Below are 17,975 nucleotides of genomic sequence, written 5' to 3' on the forward strand. Positions count from 1 at the left end.
TAACCTCGCGGGGGGGGCCCCATCCCGGCGACCCACGCCCTTTTCGTATTCGTCGGGCTGAAAAATTTTGAGTGAGATCCTGGTTAGGCTGGTTGCACGTTGGCCCGTTGCATGACGCGCATCGTGCTGATCACCGCGGCGAGCGCCGAGAAGCACGCGGCCACGTAGAGCGCGACGGTCGGCCCATGTTGTGGCGCGATGCCGAAGATCAGCGCGACCAGCGCCGCGCCGAGCGTCTGGCCCGTCAGGCGCGCGGTGCCCAGCATGCCGCTCGCGCCGCCGCTGCGTTCGCGCGGCGCCGCGGACAGCATGGTGCGATTGTTCGGCGACTGGAAGATGCCGAAGCCCGCGCCGCACAAGGCCATGCGCCACGCGATCTGCATGGCGTCCGGATGCGCGCCGAGCGTGGCGAGCAGCAACAGCCCGGCCGTCATCGCGGCAAGGCCGACGCCGCCCAGCCACCCCGACGACACCTTGTCCGACAGCATGCCGGCAATCGGCGCCGCGACGATGATCACGGCAGGCCAGGGCGTCATGAGCAGCCCGGTCTCGACCTGCGATAGGCCCAGCGTTTCCTGTAACAGAAAGGGCAGCGACACGAAGGCGAGCATCTGCGCGCAGAACGAACAGACCGAAGTGCCGATCGAGAGCGCGAAGATGGGAATCCTGAGCAAATCGATCGGCAGCAAGGGAGCGGGCTGAGTCAACTGACGGCGCACGAAGAAATAGCCGATCACGAGCGCGCCGAGCGCTTCCAGCGCGACGTAGCCGAATCCCTCGCCGTGGCCGAGTCCGTCGACGGCAAAGATCAGCAGGCCGAAGACGAACGCGTTCATCACCGCGCTCAAATAGTCGTAGGGCGATTCGTGGCCGGGGTTCATCGGCAACGCCTTGAAGCCGCCGACGATAGCCGCGATGCCGATCGGCACGTTGATGGCGAACAGCCACGGCCACGATGCGACGGCGAGCACGCCGGACGCGACAGTCGGCCCGACCGCCGACGACACCGCGACCACCATCGCGTTGATCGACACGCCGCGCCCGAGCTGCGCGGGCGGATAGATCATGCGAACCAGCGCTGTGTTCACACTCATGATGCCTGCTGCGCCGAAGCCTTGAATCACGCGAGCGAGCGCGAGGGTCGGCAGCGAAGTCGACAGCGCGCAACCGAACGACGCCACCGTGAACAGAATCAGCCCACCCAGATAGATACGCCGGTAGCCGATGCGGTCGCCGAGCGAGGCGAGCGGCAACAGCGAGATGGTGATCGCCAGCTGATAGGCGTTGACGACCCAGATCGAGCCGGCCGCGCTCGCGTGCAGGTTGCGCGCGATAGTCGGCAGCGCCACGTTGGCAATCGCGCTGTCGAGTACCGCGAGCGTGAGGGAGAGCGCGATAACCAGCATCGCCCAGTAGCGCTGCGGAATCGGCAAGCCTTGTTCGGTGTCGTCGCGCAGCAATGTGTCGGGGGCGAGTGTGTCGGCCGCTTCGGCGGCGATGGTGCCGTCAGCGCCGTCCTTGCGCGGTGGTTGTGCGTGCATCGATTGTTCGAGTTGTTGTGGGGCGGTTCGCCGCTCGCGCGCGCCGCGTGCCGTCGTCGAGGAGCTTGCCGGCGCCGCCTGAGCGCGCCGGCAAGCGCGTCTCCCGCGTTATTTGAGTTCGTACAGGCCGGTGTGAGTGGTCGAGTCGAGTTCGTTCAGATGCGTCATGAAGCGCGCCACCGCGTTGGTGGTGTCCGCGTTGATCGGCAGATTCGGCACCCGCAGCGCATGCAGACGGAAGATGTAGCGATGCGCCTTGTCGCCGCGCGGCGGCGCGGCGCCGCCGAAGCCGACCGTGCCGTAGTCGTTGCGCACCTGCAGCGCGCCTTGCGGCAGCAGCGAGCCGTCCGGCTTGCCGGCGTTGCGCGGCAGCGAGCGGGCGTCGCCCGGAATATTCACCACGACCCAGTGCCAGAAGCCGCTGCCGGTAGGCGCGTCGGGATCGTGAACGGTGAGCGCGAAGCTTTGCGTGTCGGGCGGCGGCGCCTCCCACTGCAACGCCGGAGAGATGTTCTCGCCGTCCACGCCGAAGGCCTTGTCGTGATATTCGTGGGCTTTCGGCATGAAGCCGTTGGTGGGAAATTCGTCGGACCAGAGACGGAAATCTGCCATGATGTGCCTCCCTTCTTGAATGGTTCTGGGATGGTCGGGGCGTGCGGTTTTGCAACCGGTTTGCAGGGCAGGGCGCCGTGCGGAAGTACCCCGAGTTAGCCAATCGAGTGTATCACCAGCGGCTTTCGAATCCGCGCGAGCCGGGCGGCTACAAGCGGCTTTCAGCCGCGTTCCTCGAAGCTCGGCGCGTCGCTCTTCAACCACTCCACGAGCCGCTGCAAGACACCCTCGATATCGCGATTGGCGCCACGCAAAGCGCATTCCCATACCACCGCGACGCGCCAGCCGCTGGCGAGCAGCGCCGCGCAAACCTTGTCGTCGTTGCTGCGATTGCGGCCGATCTTGTCGCGCCAGAATTCTGGCCGCGTTTGCGGCCATTTGAAAAGATGACAGTCGTGGCCGTGCCAGAAACAGCCGTGCACCAACACCACGGCGCGGTAGCGCGGCAAGACGATGTCGGGGCGTCCGGGCAGATCGCGCGCATCCAGCCGGAAGCGAAAGCCCTGTCGATGCAGCAGGCTGCGGATCAGAATTTCCGGTTTGGTGTTGCGGCCGCGAATGCCGGACATCATCCGGCTGCGGGTTGCGCTATCGACGATGTCGACCATCTCTTCTAGCGCTTGAAGAACGGGTCGACGCGCCGGCTATTCACGCCGACTGACCGCTCACGCGTAAAGCGAGAGCGTTTGCTTCGAACCATGGCGAGTCTCCTCGGCGAGCAGGGCTTGCACATGCGGCAGCATGATGCGCGCCACTTCGCGCATCACCGGCATCACGACGCTGTTGCCGAACTGCCGGTAGGCCTGCGTGTCGCTCACCGGGATTCGGAAGGTATCCGGAAAGCCCATCAGCCGCGCGCATTCACGCGGCGTGAGGCGGCGTGGACGCAGTGACTCGCCCTGATAGACCAGGATCTCGGAGCCGTCCTTGTGATAACGCGCCGACAGCGTGCGCGTCACGCTGGTCGGATAAGCCATGCCGAAACCGAAGCCGTTGCCCGCCGCGCGATGCTTCTCCGCGTAGTTCTGCAGGTAAGTCCAGAGATTCGGCGTGAGCGTGTACTTGGGTTGCACGCGTCGGCTGGCGTGGTCGAAGAAACGGTCGTGGTCCCACGGCAGCACCGGTTCGCTGCCATCCGTGCGATGCAGGATCGAGCCAAGACGCGGGCCGTCTTCCGGCAGGCGCAGGTCGTCCCACGAGAACGCAGTCTTGCCGCGAAAGCCGACGATGATGATCCGCTCCCGATGCTGCGGCGTGAAATGCTGGCCGTCGACCACGCGATAGTGCACTTCGTAGCCGAGTTCGTCGCGCAAGGTTTGCAGGATCACGTCGAAGGTGCGGCCCTTGTCGTGCGAGAGCAGGTTCTTTACGTTCTCCAACAGGAACGCGGCGGGGCGTTTAGCGGCGATGATCCGCGCGACGTCGAAAAAGAGCGTGCCTTGGGTCGTGCATTCGAACCCGTGCGGCCGGCCCAGCGCATTCTTCTTGCTCACGCCGGCGATCGAAAACGGCTGGCACGGGAAGCCGCCGAGCAGCACGTCGTGGCTCGGCACGTCTTCAGCCGGAAACGAGACGATGTCGCCGATCAGCGCATGCTCGCCGCCGCCGGGATAATTCTCGCGATAGGTCTTGGTCGAAAAGTCGTTCCACTCGCTCGTAAAGACGCAGTCGCCGCCGTGCGCCTCGAAGCCCATGCGAATCCCGCCGATGCCGGCGAACAGATCGATGAAGCGGAACTGCGCGTCGCCGCCCACGCTGCCGCGGCTCCGCGCGCGGTTTTGCAGCAGATCACGCAAGGCCGGTTCCAGCATCGCCGGGCACTGCGTTTCGCCTTTTTCCCAGCGACGTACCGTCTTGATGTCCTTGCCGACATGCGCGGCGATTTCGCGTTGAGTGAAGCGGGCGCGCGCTTGCTTGAGCAGTGCGAGCGGTGCGGCGAGGGTCACGGGTGTCCTTGCTGGGAATTTTTGCGGACATTATGACCTAAGGTCGTCCCATTTCCCTATTTTTTGCGTCGCTTGGGCAGAAACTTTCCAGGTCCGGAACGCCCGCACCGAGTAAGTCCACGGCTAAATGTGGCTGTCACAGTTGCGCATGTACGCTTCTAGCGTGACGCGATTCCCCGCGTTGCGACGTGTTGAGGCCGCGACTTGGTTCGCGGCCTTTTTTTAATTCGCGCAAATGGAATGCCGCCGACCCGGAAAGAGCGGGGTTCAGGCTCTCAGCGTGTCAGGCCGGGTGGCTGGCGCTAGCCGGGTAGGGCGGTGGGAACAACGCGGCGGTGGCTGGCGCCAATGCGTCCCACGCCAGTTGAGGTTCGGCTTCGTATTGATCGAGCTGAAGCAGGAGGCTGTCGACCGTGCAAAGTTGCGCGTGGGACAGGTTGCCGGCGTCGAGCAATTGGTACAGGCGCTTGCGCCAATAGCCGGCCGACAGGATCGGGCCGCCCAGATCGCCGTGTAAAGACGGCCGCATCACACGCGCAATGTGCGCAATGTCGCGATCGATCAATGCGGCTTGGGATGATCCCGAAAGCGTGATGGGTGTGCGGTCCATGGCTTCTCCTTGGCACCTTTACGGCAGGCCGCGGCGGGACTTTAGGCCTTTTTGAAAATATTTTTTCCGGCCCGGGCTGGAGAAAACCGAGCCGTGCGCAGGCACAGGCACACCCGTTGCTGGGTACGGGTACTGGCGTAATGTCGCGCCGGCATTCCAAATAGTGGAGCCGAACATGAACAAGGACCAGGTGAAGGGTGTGGCCGAGCAAGTCAAGGGCAAGGTCAACGAAGCGGTCGGCAAGGCCACGGACAACCCGGGCAAGGAAATCAAGGGCGACCTGCAACAAGGCGCGGGCAAGGTGCAAAAGGCCTATGGCGACGCTAAGGAAGACGCCAAGGACAACGCCAAGCGCAACGCGCCGTAATCAGGCTTGCGACGGGGCCGACGGAAAAGGCGCTGCGGCGCCTTTTCCTTTTGCCGACGCTTTTGCGTCGTACAAGGACTTTTTCAACCGATGGCGGATTTTGCCTGGGAGTAACCCGGGGTTGGCGCCGGGAGCATTCCGCATGCGATGCGCCGCCTTTAGACTTGGCGCATCCAATACGGAGACGGCGCCCATGACACCCGAAAAAATTCTTTCGATGTTCGAACGGCAATACCTCGAGGGCAAAACGCCCGTCGACCTGGAACAGACCTGCGCGAGCTTCGCCAGTTGGCTGGCAGCGGCCTGGGACCTGCTCGACGGCGAGCAGAAGACGCTGTTGCTGAGCGTCGGCGCGTCCTTGTGGCGCGAAGGTTATAACTTGCGCGCCGGCACGGCGACCAAGGATTTGTGGTGAGTGCGGGTTAGCGTGCGCGTTTGGCGTTCGCGAGCCGCCGGTTACAGGTCAACGGTAAAACCTTGCGTGTCGATTTGAGCGTTGGGCCACGCCCGCACGCGTTGCGCCGAGTCGGTTTATATTTGGCGATCTTGCGTTGGAGCTTCGCCGCCGGTCGTCCGGCCGGCTGCCGAGCCCGATTCTCTTTTCAAGCCGCCACATTCGCACAAGGTTACATCGCCACATGACCGAACTATCCGCTTTTCCGATCACGAAGAAATGGCCTGCGGAGCATCCGGACCGGATTCAGCTCTATTCGCTGCCCACGCCCAATGGCGTGAAGGTGTCGATCATGCTCGAAGAAACGGGCTTGCCGTACGAGCCGCATCTCGTGCGCTTCGATACCAACGATCAGATGTCGCCGGAGTTCATGTCGCTCAATCCGAACAACAAGATTCCGGCGATCATCGATCCGAACGGGCCCGGCGGCAAGCCATTGCCGCTGTTCGAATCCGGCGCGATCCTGCTTTATCTGGCGGACAAGAGCGGCCAGTTGATTCCGCAGGATGCCGCCGGCCGCTATGAAGCGATCCAGTGGGTCATGTTCCAGATGGGCGGCATCGGGCCGATGTTCGGCCAGGTCGGTTTCTTCCACAAGTTCGCCGGCAAAGAGTACGAAGACAAGCGTCCGCGCGATCGCTATATCGGCGAAGCGAAGCGCTTGCTCGGCGTGTTGGACCGGCAACTCGAAGGACGTGACTGGATTCTGGGCGACGCGTACTCGATCGCCGATATCGCCACGTTTCCCTGGGTGCGCAATCTGATCGGTTTCTATGAAGCAGGCGATCTCGTCGGCATTCAGGACTTTCCGAACGTGACGCGCGTGTTGGCCGCGTTCGTCGCGCGTCCGGCCGTGGCGAAGGGACTGGATATTCCTAAGCGTCCGTCGTAATCGATTCTGTGGCCGGGCGGCGAGTTTGGTCGGCCGGCCGTCGTTTAGCCTGGACCCGCCGCGCGTTCTTCTGCGTGGATCTCGCGTTGCCTCTCCGTTTTCTGTTGGCGTTCGACTGGCGGCGCGTCGACTGCGTCATCATCGTCCGCGATAGTGCTCAGCCATGTGATCGACGAACGCCCGCACCTTGGGCGCCACATACCGCGTTTGTGGGTACAGCGCGTAGTAGTGGCGGCTGCCGAGCGTGTAGCCTGGCAAGATCTGAACGAGACGGCCGCTTCTGATGTCTGTCTGAACCGTCTGCAACGTGAAAGCGGCAATACCCGCGCCCGCCAGCGCCGCGGAGTAAAGCGCGGTGATAGCGTCCGTTCTCAGCCGACTGCGCGGCGTGACGTGGATCGGCGAACCTTGCTCGGACGTCAGCACCCATTCGGCCGCTTCGAGCGCGCCGGTAAAAGACAATAACTCGTGCCCGGCCAGTTGCGCGGCTGTTTGCAGGAGTCCGCGTCGCGCCAGATACGTTGGCGACGCAACCAAAACGACGTCCGAGACAGCGAGGGTTCTGGCAACCAGTGTCGTGTCAGCCAGAGGTCCGCTGATGCGTAGCGCTACGTCGAAGCCCTGCGCAACGAGGTCGACGAACTGATCGCTGCACGACAACTCCAGCTGGATGTCGGGATAACGCTTCTGGAACGCCGGAAGCCAGTCGGCCAGTTCCAGCGTGCCGATGGCAAGCGGCGCGGTGACGCGCAGCAAGCCGGCCGCCTGTTGATGTTCGTCCGCCATGGCCTGTGCCGCCGCTTCCACGCGATCGAGAATATCGACGCTGGCCTTGTAGTAGCGCTCACCCGCGGCCGTCAGCGTAAATCGTCGCGTATTGCGGTTGAGCAGCTGAACGCCGAGCGAAATCTCGAGCTGTTTCAATTGACGCGACACGCTCGAATGCGTGGTGTCGAGCCGCTCGGCCGCAGCCGAAAAACCTTGTGCTTCGACGATGAAGCGGAAGGCACGCATTGCAAGCAACTGGTCCATGGGCGTGATTGGCGCTATGCGGCGTCACCACGAAGGTGAATCGGGCCAATGCGTAGCGCGACGGTAAGTGAATGATTTTCGACGTGCTCGCCGCGTCGACAAACGGAGCTTCGGTTTCGGCAAGTGATGCGCGACGAGATGCATCCTTATCGATCGTGTCCGCGTCGACGCGTTGCGGAGGCGACCGATGCTATCACGGCACGATCGCCGCCTCGTAACGCGTCGCGCGTCGCTGCGCAGGCATGGGTTATCAGCCGAGTCTTCGTTAGGAAGGCTGAAAAGCGCAAAGACTTAGTGGCCGCTGTGGCGGCTATCGAGCAGCCAGCGATAGTACATCGCTCGTGTTCATCACCGAGCCGAAGGTATCCGCGATTTCAGCCAGAGCCGACAGATGCAACGTGTCGTGCCCGACGCGCCGCTCGCTATCGACGACGATGTCCCGGGTCGCGCATGCATCGGCGGCGACGACAACTTCAAAGCCCGCCGGCACCGCGTCTCGTGCAGCGCCCGCTACGCAGGCGTGCGTCATGAGTCCGCAAATGACGAGATGTGTGATGCCATCGTCTTTCAGCGATTGCGCGAGATCGGTGCTGGCAAACACGCTCACCGAGCTTTTCTCGACCACGCGATGAGCGGGCTTCGGCTGCATCCCGGCGTGAATCTCGACTTGCCGGCTGCCGGCGGCAAACAGCGGAGACTCGGCCGGTGCAACGTGCTGCACGTGGACCACTTGCCAGCCATAGCAGTCAGCGCATTCGACGAGCTGTCGCGCGTTTCGCAATGCTGCCGCGCCATCCGGAATGGGCAGCGAGCCCGTGAAGTATTCGTTCTGAAAGTCGATCAACAGCAACGCAGTGGTACTGGCAGGCAGTGAAGCGGGTGGACAGGCACCGAGAATGCTTCGGAGTGTGCGGCTGGACATAGCGGTTCTTTTTAGTCGTGGTTGGAAAGGAACCGAGTCTAGGGTGGGAACGGCATCGCAACAACGCTACGGGCTAGACATAGTCTGTGCGTGATTTGCACTGATCGCGAGACGGTATTGGCATCCGCTAGTGACTTTACTTGGAGTATGTAGCTTTTACGCCTAACGCTCGGCGAGACAGCAAAGATTTCCGCGCGGCAGCGAGACCGGGCTCGACTTTCCGCTGTAGGTGTTAGGTCACACACTTACGCCGTCAGCGGCGGCGATCATCATCGCGAAGGTCCTTACGGCTCAGCAGTCCGTGTGGGTGCGGGCGCTCGATATGTCCCCGCGGGCGGCCTTGGGTCGAGTTTCGTACGGCTCTTATCTGTGGCACTACGTTGTCTTGTGGATGCTTTACCGCGGGCACGAGACGATGGGTGCATTTTTCGGTTGCTTCTCTCACCCGAATATCGCCATGGTGACCATTACATTTGTCATATCGATGGCACTCGTATTCCGTGGCGGCGAACGTGACGATGGCGTGAGTCGCCGCCACGGCGAGAAATAGAGTGGGCAGCGAGTTGATTGCTTCGGCGGCAGTGTAAGACGTGCTAAGTTGCACTGTTGCCTGTTCTAACGCCGAGAGGTAGTTCATGAATCTGGTTACGACGCTGCGCCGCGGGCATCTCCTGAAACATACCGATCTATCGGGAATCGGCCTCGAGATAGGACCGTATGATCAGCCGACCGTCTTCAAGTCGGAAGCGGACGTGCGATATCTGGACTGGAAAGACAGGGAGCAACTGGTCCGGGAGTGCACGCACCCGGACATGATCGTCGACATACCCGAAATCGACTACGTGGTTCATTCGAATCGCTACGGCGAGTACATCGGCGATAAGTTTGACTACGTTATCGCGAATCATGTGATGGAGCACGCGCCCAACATGATTCAATGGCTAGCCGATCTATGCGACATGATGCGGCCCGGCGGCGTGCTGTTTCTTGCCCTGCCCGACAAGAAGTTCAGTTTCGACAAATACAGACCGGACACGGCGCTAAGTCATTTCGTGGCCGAATATGTCGCCGGTGTCGAGGACATTCCGCGCGAACATCAAATCGAATGTGAGATCTATTACGACGAAGCATTCGTCAACCAGCCAATGGATGTGGCCGATAAGCTGGATATGAACCGGATCAGGCACAAGCTGGAGGCGCCTCCGCATGTCGGTATTCACAGCCACGTTTTTGAGAGCGGTACGATTGTGTCCAAGGTCCTGAAGCCGATCCTGATGATGGGTTTCCTCGAATTCAATCTCGTCGATTTTGTGCCGGCGCGCGGCGAAACCGGCGGAGAGATGATCATTGTGCTTCGCAAGGAACCGCCTCGCGTGGAACTTACGACCGAGGAGTTCTACAGCGCACCTGTGGATGCCGAGATGGCGGCGCGCGCGATCGAGACAGCGGAGCGTCTCGCTGAGACTGAGGCGGCCCTTGCGGAAGCCCGGCAGAAGGTTGTGGCGACGCAGGAGCAGGTTGTGACGATGCAGGAGACGGTTGCAGCCATGCAGGAAAAGGCTGTCGCGATGCAGGAGGAGATTGCATCGAGGACTTCGACGATCAGGGCGCTCGAGTCGTCGACATCCTGGCGAATCACGGCGCCGTTGCGCGCCGCGGTAACCAGGCTCCGAGGGCTTGGCTCGAAAGGGCGAAACATATCGTATTGAATGTGCGCGTGGGCTTGGGCCTGGTTATCGATTTTCTATCGCTCTTTGCCGTCCCGCGATTGACGCGGATCGTCATCTCTGGAGATTGCTGGCACCAGCACACCGCTTCTTTGTATGATATTTCCGTAGACACCCTTCACCATTTGTCGGAGATGCAATGAAACCGATCAAATTGCGTGTACCGCGCGAGGAAGCCGCCGACTTGCCGGACGATCTCACTGCGTGGGCGAGCGTTTCCGGCGTCGATCCAGGACTGACTGTTCTGAGCGAGCCCGGGTCCGCGACCGACAGTAGCTTGCCAGTCTTGTACCAGATCTACGTAAGCAAAGCTTTTTCGAGCAGTTTCCGGAATGGCGCATGTATATCGAGCAGTAGCGGGTCACGGTCACCGTCAGTGATGTACCCACGCCGCGCCGAGCGAAATGGTGCAGCCGTACATCTGGCCGATTGCAACCATCATACGAAATCCCTGGTTATATTCGCCGACAGGTGTCTGTAAGATAACGATTCGCATCAGCGCCCCGAGCGCGGTGTGTGTGTGTTTGAGCCGCAGCATTGCTGCGGCTTTTTTTTGCTCAGCTTTTTTGCTCAGCGTTTCCGAGCGGGAATGGTGTTTTCCCTGGCGTTTCATCTTGGGGCACGGCGGTTGCGCGATGTTGTCTGCATACGCGGACCGTCGCGTCAGGAGAGTGATCATGGCTTGCCAATCCTATGCACCGTATCGAGGGTTCGGGATCGACGTTCAGGTCACGGCCGGGAAGACGTTGTGTTTGCACAATGTCGGACGCCGTTACAGGGTGTCCTGGACTATCAGTTCGTCCAGTTATCCCGCTCAGAAGGTTGCAAGTTTTCCAGAGCAACTGGAATTCATTTCTGAGCAAGATGCGTTTAGATATGCAGAGAAGCGGGCGCATACGTTCGTCGACTGCATGCTGTCGGAGAATTCGGCTAGTTTGGTTGGTCGTAATGCGGGGGTTGGGGTCGTTGGCAAGGAAGTGCCGCGCGTTTAAGGGGGGACGTTCGTTGTTGGCCCAACGCGCCCGCTGGGGCTTGGCATGCGTCCTCACGCTCGGACTTGCCAACTGTGAAGTTTCTGGATTTTCTTGCCGTGTGCGCTTCGGGTCGCACTCCAGCCTCTGGCCGACGGCGGAAGCCACGCCGGAAGTCATCCTCACGCATGTTACGATCTTCGGCGACAGGCCGTCCGACGGGCGGTATGCAGAAGCGGCACCAGTGAGCGTTGAGTATGCCCATCAATTATCTTCGTGGCTTTACGGCGCCGGAACGGACCGACGTGACGAACCGTCGTTTGGGGCGTTCGCTGGCATTTGTCGCCGGGGCGGCTAATGCAGGTGGGTTTCTGGCCGTTGGTCAGTACACATCGCACATGTCCGGGATCGTTTCGTCGCTGGCTGATAATGCCGTGCTTGGCGAGGCAAGCCTTTTCGTTTCGGGGCTCAGTTCGCTTTTTTCGTTTCTTGTTGGCGCGGCTGCGTCTGCGATCCTGATCAATTGGGGGCGCCGGCGGAATCTGCGCAGCATCTATGCGACACCGCTCGCGATTGAAGCAATTCTGCTCTTGTGCTTCGGGCTGCTCGGCTCGAACCTTGAACACCATCGGATCCTTTTCGTGCCTGCCACCGTCTGCGTCCTGTGCTTCGTCATGGGGCTACAGAATGCGATGATCACAAAGATTTCGCGATCGGAGATTCGTACGACCCACGTCACCGGCCTGGTGACGGATGTCGGGATCGAACTGGGCAAGATGCTCTACTGGAATACACAGTCGATTGCCGGCGAAGGACTCGTCAAGGCGGACAAACAGAAGCTCGCGCTGCTCGGTTCGCTGCTTCTTTCGTTTATTGCCGGCGGTCTGGCGGGCGCCATCGGTTTCAAATATCTCGGATTTATATCAAGCGTGCCGCTTGCTATCGTTCTGCTCACACTAGCCGTTGTGCCTCTGGTTGATGATGTGCGCGGTGAGCGCTACTAGTGCGCATTTAACGACCGTGCCCACCGCCGCCGTGGCCCCCACCATGGCCGCCTCCGTGCCCACCCCAGCCGCCTCCAATCCCGATGCCCAAGTTGATCGAGGGCGCGGCGTAATAGCCGGGGCCATAGCCATAAGCTGGGGCCGGCTCATAGCCATACCCGGGCGGCGGCGGGGCGACGACACAGCCGGCAAGGGCGGCTATCAAGGCAAGTGCGCTGGCTAATCTGATCATCATATTCCCCCGGTAGGTATCTGCCGGGCGCGCAATATTCAATCCCGAGCACGTCTTGGTTGATGGAGGCAGACTGCAAGCCGGTGGCCGGAGAATGCGCTAGAGGTCCCTGTTTAGCTCACCCTCACGGGCTACATGGATTGCGCCGACGATCGGCGATCGGCAGTCCAATCGCCAGCCGTCGGTGAATAGCTTTGCCAGCGCCGTGGTGTCCGGAAAATCGCCTGTTCGGCGAATTTTGCTCGCGACTCTCGCCGACAGGACACCGGCGCCGTTCAATTTCTCTAATTCATCGACGACTTCCAGCGCTTGCCGAGACAGCGGGACGATGCGTGGATCTCGCATCTTCATGTGCTCTGCTGGAACCCGCCGTTCGCGCCTTCGCGTTGAACTCGCTCCACTCGGCGTTGGTCTTCCCGGTCGTGGGCACGAAGAGCGCCATGTACTGTGGGCGAGGCGATAGGGCTTTTCGGCCGGCCTTGGCCTTGCGGACTTGACGCTCGCTGAGCGGCGCGATTTGCTTGGGCGTGGTTTTGGGGATATCGATTTGGGAGTATTCGGCGATCTCCCCACCGATACCCCCAACAAATCTGGCTTGTGTTTGGCAAACGTGGGCAAAGATGGCAGCAAAAAGCCCCGCAACGCAAGGCTTGCGGGGCTTTCTTGGGCAATCTTGGGAGATGCTGGGAAGCTTCTTGGTCCCCCTGACAGGAATCGAACCTGTATCTAGCGCTTAGGAGGCACTTGTTCTATCCATTGAACTACAGGGAGATGGATATCTTAAATGGGACGACTGAGCATTCGCTGCTTCAGTCTGTCCCGGGACGTTTCCGGCCTTTCTGCTTCTTCCTAAATGAAGCGCCGCGACAGCCCGTGAACCCAGTTTACAGCAGACTCTGCCGCACTTTCGCTACTAAGTGACCCCGCAGCGACGAAGCACGGCTTGGCACTGCAACAGTTTCGGAACGAGGTAAATCATGGATTCAATCCTGCCACTCGGCTGTTGCTGGCGTGCCCAGCTACGCCAGCGAGCGCAGAGTATAACAAAAAGCGATTAAAACCAGAGACGCCGCAAAAGCCCGGACGTCGGTGCAGGAGATCGAGACCAACAGCGGTCAAAAGACGCTTGACGGCACCGCCATCGACATTGGCTCACTCACGATAAGAGTGCTGCGAGGCCCTGCGAATCCGCTCTGCACGTCGCCAGCGAATCGATGCGGACGACATTCCCCAGCGCCCGAACAACGTGTCCGAAACTAACCCAGCAGTAAATCTGACGACGCAGCGCGTCGTCAGATTCGCGCAAGACCAAAGAAAACCAGCAGCACGTCACGGATCGCTTACCCGCGTTATCAAGACGCTTTCAGATGCCGACCACGAACCCGATCACGATCTCGCCCCCAAGCAGTCCACTCCCACAGCCCCCTTAAAAGCGGCTCCGATACGAGATCGCGACGGTATGCCCACGTGTATCACGACTGAGACTAATAGCCCAGTTAGTCAGCAACGCCCCCGACAACGCACCAGCTATATCCGCGGCCAGATCCTTGTAGGAAAAGCCGCTGCTACGGCAGGTGCCGTCGATGCCTTCCTTGATCAAGCCAGGTATCGTGCCGATGAGTGTGCCGTAAATGACGGGATGCTCGGTGTCGCGTGTCAGGTACGCACCGAGCGCACCGAAAGGTGCGGAGATCGCGAAATGTTTCAGCTTGTCGCTTTGAAACCAGCCATCCGATGTTTGGAAGCGGAATCCGCCGCGTCCGCCATCGCAGTCCACCCCGGCGTACGCCGCAGTACTTGCCGCAAGCAGCATCGCGAGCGCGATGCCGTGTCTCCATGTTGTTGTCATGTGTTACTCCCCGTTTGTTTTTCGACGTGATTTTTTATGGGGACGCGCGCCGGGCCGAAACCCGTACTACGTCGTCACCTAGTCGTGTGTTTTACGGGGGCGATGCGCAGCGCAATGTGCGCTGCGCCGCGCAGAGCCGGGCGATGGCGGAATAGGCACAGGCTTCGGGGTGATGCCTGGCGCGACCGGACAAGTGTTGGCCGCTGGGCGGGTTGTCGATCCGGCATCCGTAACTGGCAGAACAGTCATGGCGCGTTAAGAGAAGTCGATCGACTGATGCTCAAGAAGGGGAGTTTGGGCGACTTCTTCAGATAGCAGATAGCAGATAGCCCCGACAAAGCCGTCCCAAAAAGCAAACGGCCCAGCAGTCAACGCTTGCTGGGCCGCATGAAACTGTCGACACGCGCGAAGAACTAACGCAGCGCGCCGGCTATCCGGCGAATTCGCCTCAGAACTCCACCACCGCGAACTCGGCCTTGCCCACGTCGCACAGCGGGCAGCGCCAGTCTTCCGGAATCGCGGCGAAGCGCGTGCCCGGTGCGATGCCTTCCTCGGGCAGGCCTTCTTCCTCGTTGTAGATCCAGCCGCAAATCAGGCAGACCCAGCTCTTATATTCAGTCACTTCAATTACTTCGCTCACGACGCACTCTTCTCTAGTTCGATGCAAAATCCGCTCAGTCTGCCCCTTTTTTGGGCACGGCGGCGACCCGCAATATTACCGGAATTTGTCAATCCAACAGAAAACTCCCGATGCGGCAACGCCGCAAAGCGCCCGTGACAAACTCCGTATCCACTTGCCGGACCCCGTCACACACAGCGTGTATGCTCTGATCCGCAGCTGATCTTTTGGACCGGCGCGCCGGGGCGCCGGGGCATGAACTGCGACGATCGGCCTCAGGCGCAATGAGGCACCGTCGTCGCCGGCATGGCCCGCGCAGACTCTCGTTTCCCAAAAAGGAGAAAAACGATGTTCAAAAACAAATGGTTGGTCGGTGCGGCATTGGCCGGATTGCTCGCCGTGTCCGGCGCGGCCCAGGCCGCGAGCGTGTCGTTCGTGCAGCCGGCGGACGGCGCCACCGTCAGCAATCCCGTCCACGTGGTGTTCGGCGTCGACGGCATGAAGATCGCGCCAGCCGGCACGATGACGGAAGGCACGGGCCATCATCATCTGCTGGTGGACGGCAAGCCGCTGCCCAAGGGCGAGGTCATTCCCGCGAACGACAAGTCGCTGCACTTCGGCAAGGGCCAGACCGAAACCGATCTGACGCTGCCGCCGGGCGACCACACGCTGACCCTGCAATTCGGCGACGGCGCGCATCGTTCGTACGGTCCGGAAATGAGCAAGACCATCACGGTGCACGTGAAGTAACCCGCCGCACGAGACAGCCGGGCGCGTGCCAACGCGCTCTGGCTTCTTCACCATGCGCAGCGGGCTTGTTCACGGCCCGCAAGCCGGCCATTCGATCTATCTCTTCCGGCATACAGGCACCCGCCCGTGCGCCCGGTACAATGGGCAGTTCCGACCCATCGCTGTCTTCTCCAATTCTCCATGTCGCTTTACACCATTACCGGGGCCCAACTGGCGTTCGGTCACGTCGCGTTGCTCGATCACGCGGATTTCTCTCTCGAAGCGGGCGAACGCGTCGGCCTGATCGGCCGCAACGGCGCGGGCAAGTCGTCGCTGCTGAAGATCGTTGCCGATCTGAGCAAGCCTGACGACGGCCTCGTCACGCGTCAGCAGGGCCTGACTTCGGTCTACGTGCCGCAGGAGCCGGAGTTCGACACGGACGACACGGTGTTCGACGCGGTTGCCGCCGGCCTCACGCACGCCCGCGCGCTGCTGGACGAATACGACGCGGTCGCCAACCAGCTCGCCGACGAGCCGGAAGGCGCGGAGCACGACGCGCTCATGTCGCGCATGAACACGCTGCAATCGTCGCTGGACCATTCGGACGCCTGGAACTGGAGCACGCGCGTGGCTACCACGCTGCAACAGATCGGCCTGAACGGCGAGGCGCGCGTGGGTTCGCTGTCGGGCGGCATGCAAAAGCGCGTCGCGCTGGCGCGCGCGCTGGTCGTGCAGCCCGACGTGCTGCTGCTCGACGAGCCGACCAACCACCTTGACTTCGACGGCATCCGCTGGCTCGAAGACCTGCTGGTCTCGCTGCGCGCGGGCCTGCTCTTCATTACCCACGATCGCGCGTTTCTCGATCGCGTCGCTACGCGCATCGTCGAACTGGATCGCGGGCGTTTGTTGTCGTATCCGGGTAATTTCTCGGCTTATCAGACGCGCAAGGCGCAGCAGCTCGAAATCGAGCAAGTGGAAGCCGCCAAGTTCGACAAGCTGCTCGCGCAGGAAGAAGTGTGGATCCGCAAGGGCGTCGAGGCGCGCCGCACGCGCAGCGTCGGCCGGATCGCGCGGCTCGTGGAGATGCGCAACGAGCGCGCGGAGCGTCGCAACGTGCTGGGCAACGTCAAGCTCGACGTCGGGCAGGGCGAAAAGTCCGGCAAGATCGTCGCCGAATTGACCGACGTGACCAAGCGCTACGGTGCACGCACGGTGGTCGACAGCTTCACGGCCACGGTCATGCGCGGCGACAAGATCGGCTTTGTCGGTCCGAACGGCGCGGGCAAGACCACGCTGCTCAAGATGATCCTCGGCGAATTGGCGTCGGACGAAGGCACGGTGCGCATCGGCACGAATCTGCAGGTCGCGTATTTCGACCAGATGCGCGCGCAGCTCGATCTGGAAAAGAGCCTCGCCGACACCATCAGCCCTGGCAGCGAATGGGTCGAAGTCAACGGCCAGAAGAAGCACGTCATGAGCTATCTCGGCGACTTCCTGTTTGCGCCGGAGCGCGCGCGTTCGCCGGTCAAGTCGCTCTCGGGCGGCGAGCGTAACCGCTTGCTGCTCGCGCGTCTGTTCGCTCGTCCGGCCAATGTGCTGGTGCTCGACGAGCCGACCAACGACCTCGACATTCCCACGCTCGAACTGCTCGAAGAACTGCTCACGGAATACGACGGCACGGTGCTGCTGGTCAGCCACGATCGCGCGTTCCTGGACAACGTCGCGACCTCGGTGATTGCATCCGAAGGCGGCGGCAAGTGGCGCGAGTATGTCGGCGGCTTTACCGATTGGCAGATCCAGCGCGACCGTTCGCAGCAAATGGCGCTGGACGCGCAGAAAGAAGCCGGCAAGGACGCGGGCAAAGACGCGGCAGCGGCCAAAGACAGTGCAGCGGGCCGCAATACGCAACGCACCGTGAAGCTGTCGTTCAAGGAGCAGCGTGAACTGGAGGCGCTGCCGGAAAAGATCGCCGCGCTCGAAGCCGAGCAAAAAACGATTGGCGCACAACTCGAAGACGGCTCGGTGTTCGCCAAAGACGCGCAGGAAGGCACGCGCTTGACGGAGCGCTATGCCGCGATCGACGAAGAACTGCTGCTCGCGCTGGAACGCTGGGACGAACTGGAAAACCGGCGCAAATGAGGCGTGCGTGTGGCGCCGGAACCGGCTGCGCCACCGCCGTCCCTTATCCGGACGGCCAATCCTTCGCGTCGTGAATTGCCGCCCGGATCGAAATCAGTAAAATACCCCGCGAACAGGCTTCCCCGGCGTTCGCACCAGCGTCGACGTTGCCCCGCCCGGCAGATGGGCAGGCTTCGAGCCGCCGTCGAGCGCGCCAACGGGAAGCCATGCGACAAAACAGCTTGCCCGCACTGCGGGCACCCCACCTAACCCCGTTGTTTCGTTTCGCTTTTTTTGAAAACTCAACGCATTGTCCACAGACCTGTGAACAGGACCTGTGGACAACGATG

The 17,975-nt window shown here is 61.5% G+C and carries 20 protein-coding genes, 1 tRNA gene and 1 pseudogene; 8 read left to right on the plus strand and 14 right to left on the minus strand.

Features of this window, described 5'->3' with window-relative positions:
- Nucleotides 1–83: 83 nt before the first annotated feature.
- From PQR54_RS38020 to PQR54_RS38040, 5 genes are all read right to left on the minus strand, one after another.
- Nucleotides 84–1,541 (minus strand): MFS transporter, encoded by a 1,458-nt coding sequence (locus tag PQR54_RS38020; protein WP_408255141.1) that lies wholly within the window; start codon nt 1,539–1,541, stop codon nt 84–86.
- Nucleotides 1,542–1,649: 108 nt separating this feature from the next.
- Nucleotides 1,650–2,153, minus strand: a complete 504-nt coding sequence (locus tag PQR54_RS38025; RefSeq protein WP_408255143.1) for a YbhB/YbcL family Raf kinase inhibitor-like protein — start codon at nt 2,151–2,153, stop codon at nt 1,650–1,652.
- Between the two features lie 161 nt (nt 2,154–2,314).
- Complete coding sequence (locus PQR54_RS38030) at nt 2,315–2,761, minus strand: very short patch repair endonuclease (protein WP_116119296.1); 447 nt, start codon at nt 2,759–2,761, stop codon at nt 2,315–2,317.
- A 57-nt stretch (nt 2,762–2,818) separates the two neighbouring features.
- A complete protein-coding gene (gene dcm, locus PQR54_RS38035) occupies nt 2,819–4,099 on the minus strand; it encodes a DNA (cytosine-5-)-methyltransferase (protein WP_408255145.1) in 1,281 nt (426 codons plus the stop codon).
- A 283-nt stretch (nt 4,100–4,382) separates the two neighbouring features.
- The gene (locus PQR54_RS38040) at nt 4,383–4,709 is read right to left on the minus strand and encodes a hypothetical protein (protein ID WP_408255147.1); all 327 of its coding nucleotides are present in this window, start codon (nt 4,707–4,709) and stop codon (nt 4,383–4,385) included.
- 175 nt (nt 4,710–4,884) lie between these two features.
- On the opposite strand from PQR54_RS38040, the gene PQR54_RS38045 reads away from it, so the two are divergent.
- The 3 genes from PQR54_RS38045 (at nt 4,885) to PQR54_RS38055 (ending at nt 6,422) form a co-directional block, all read left to right on the plus strand.
- Complete coding sequence (locus PQR54_RS38045) at nt 4,885–5,076, plus strand: CsbD family protein (RefSeq protein WP_012432185.1); 192 nt, start codon at nt 4,885–4,887, stop codon at nt 5,074–5,076.
- 193 nt (nt 5,077–5,269) lie between these two features.
- On the plus strand, nt 5,270–5,491 hold the full coding sequence (locus PQR54_RS38050) for a hypothetical protein (RefSeq protein ID WP_041758309.1): 222 nt from the start codon (nt 5,270–5,272) through the stop codon (nt 5,489–5,491).
- A gap of 223 nt (nt 5,492–5,714) precedes the next feature.
- Nucleotides 5,715–6,422 (plus strand): glutathione S-transferase N-terminal domain-containing protein, encoded by a 708-nt coding sequence (locus PQR54_RS38055; RefSeq protein ID WP_408255149.1) that lies wholly within the window; start codon nt 5,715–5,717, stop codon nt 6,420–6,422.
- Nucleotides 6,423–6,560: 138 nt separating this feature from the next.
- Here the strand turns inward: PQR54_RS38055 and PQR54_RS38060 are convergent, their stop codons facing one another.
- The 3 genes from PQR54_RS38060 to PQR54_RS38070 form a co-directional block, all read right to left on the minus strand.
- The gene (locus tag PQR54_RS38060) at nt 6,561–7,454 is read right to left on the minus strand and encodes a LysR family transcriptional regulator (RefSeq protein ID WP_408255151.1); all 894 of its coding nucleotides are present in this window, start codon (nt 7,452–7,454) and stop codon (nt 6,561–6,563) included.
- A gap of 310 nt (nt 7,455–7,764) precedes the next feature.
- Nucleotides 7,765–8,376, minus strand: coding sequence for a cysteine hydrolase family protein (locus tag PQR54_RS38065; protein ID WP_408255153.1), 612 nt, complete (start codon nt 8,374–8,376; stop codon nt 7,765–7,767).
- Nucleotides 8,377–8,629: 253 nt separating this feature from the next.
- Nucleotides 8,630–9,013 (minus strand): hypothetical protein, encoded by a 384-nt coding sequence (locus PQR54_RS38070; protein ID WP_408255156.1) that lies wholly within the window; start codon nt 9,011–9,013, stop codon nt 8,630–8,632.
- Here PQR54_RS38070 and PQR54_RS38075 point away from each other — a divergent pair.
- Complete coding sequence (locus PQR54_RS38075; RefSeq protein ID WP_408255158.1) at nt 9,012–10,085, plus strand: class I SAM-dependent methyltransferase; 1,074 nt, start codon at nt 9,012–9,014, stop codon at nt 10,083–10,085. The two genes, PQR54_RS38070 and PQR54_RS38075, sit on opposite strands and share 2 nt — an antisense overlap.
- Nucleotides 10,086–10,476: 391 nt before the next feature.
- Here the strand turns inward: PQR54_RS38075 and PQR54_RS38080 are convergent, their stop codons facing one another.
- Complete coding sequence (locus tag PQR54_RS38080) at nt 10,477–10,782, minus strand: hypothetical protein (RefSeq protein WP_408255161.1); 306 nt, start codon at nt 10,780–10,782, stop codon at nt 10,477–10,479.
- Here PQR54_RS38080 and PQR54_RS38085 point away from each other — a divergent pair.
- Both PQR54_RS38085 and PQR54_RS38090 read left to right on the plus strand, forming a co-directional pair.
- Nucleotides 10,781–11,095, plus strand: a complete 315-nt coding sequence (locus PQR54_RS38085; protein ID WP_408255162.1) for a hypothetical protein — start codon at nt 10,781–10,783, stop codon at nt 11,093–11,095. The genes PQR54_RS38080 and PQR54_RS38085 overlap by 2 nt on opposite strands.
- Nucleotides 11,096–11,331: 236 nt before the next feature.
- Nucleotides 11,332–12,078: a YoaK family protein gene (locus tag PQR54_RS38090; protein ID WP_408255164.1), complete on the plus strand. Its 747-nt coding sequence runs from the start codon at nt 11,332–11,334 to the stop codon at nt 12,076–12,078.
- Between the two features lie 7 nt (nt 12,079–12,085).
- Here the strand turns inward: PQR54_RS38090 and PQR54_RS38095 are convergent, their stop codons facing one another.
- The 5 genes and pseudogenes from PQR54_RS38095 to PQR54_RS38115 all read right to left on the minus strand — a co-directional run bounded on the left by PQR54_RS38095 (nt 12,086) and on the right by PQR54_RS38115 (nt 14,799).
- Nucleotides 12,086–12,310 (minus strand): hypothetical protein, encoded by a 225-nt coding sequence (locus tag PQR54_RS38095; RefSeq protein ID WP_408255210.1) that lies wholly within the window; start codon nt 12,308–12,310, stop codon nt 12,086–12,088.
- Between the two features lie 270 nt (nt 12,311–12,580).
- Nucleotides 12,581–12,752, minus strand: a pseudogene (locus tag PQR54_RS38100) (integrase); the annotation flags it as partial.
- Between the two features lie 254 nt (nt 12,753–13,006).
- Nucleotides 13,007–13,081 (minus strand) — tRNA-Arg (locus tag PQR54_RS38105).
- Between the two features lie 655 nt (nt 13,082–13,736).
- Nucleotides 13,737–14,159: a hypothetical protein gene (locus PQR54_RS38110; RefSeq protein WP_408255166.1), complete on the minus strand. Its 423-nt coding sequence runs from the start codon at nt 14,157–14,159 to the stop codon at nt 13,737–13,739.
- Between the two features lie 448 nt (nt 14,160–14,607).
- Nucleotides 14,608–14,799, minus strand: coding sequence for a rubredoxin (locus PQR54_RS38115; protein WP_007175738.1), 192 nt, complete (start codon nt 14,797–14,799; stop codon nt 14,608–14,610).
- Between the two features lie 327 nt (nt 14,800–15,126).
- On the opposite strand from PQR54_RS38115, the gene PQR54_RS38120 reads away from it, so the two are divergent.
- Both PQR54_RS38120 and PQR54_RS38125 read left to right on the plus strand, forming a co-directional pair.
- Nucleotides 15,127–15,528, plus strand: a complete 402-nt coding sequence (locus tag PQR54_RS38120; RefSeq protein WP_134456770.1) for a DUF4399 domain-containing protein — start codon at nt 15,127–15,129, stop codon at nt 15,526–15,528.
- Between the two features lie 180 nt (nt 15,529–15,708).
- Entirely contained in the window at nt 15,709–17,646 is a 1,938-nt protein-coding gene (locus tag PQR54_RS38125; RefSeq protein ID WP_408255170.1) for an ATP-binding cassette domain-containing protein, read from the plus strand.
- Nucleotides 17,647–17,975 lie beyond the last annotated feature (329 nt).

The organism is Paraburkholderia phytofirmans, assembly GCF_046028095.1.
Lineage (GTDB): Bacteria > Pseudomonadota > Gammaproteobacteria > Burkholderiales > Burkholderiaceae > Paraburkholderia > Paraburkholderia phytofirmans_A.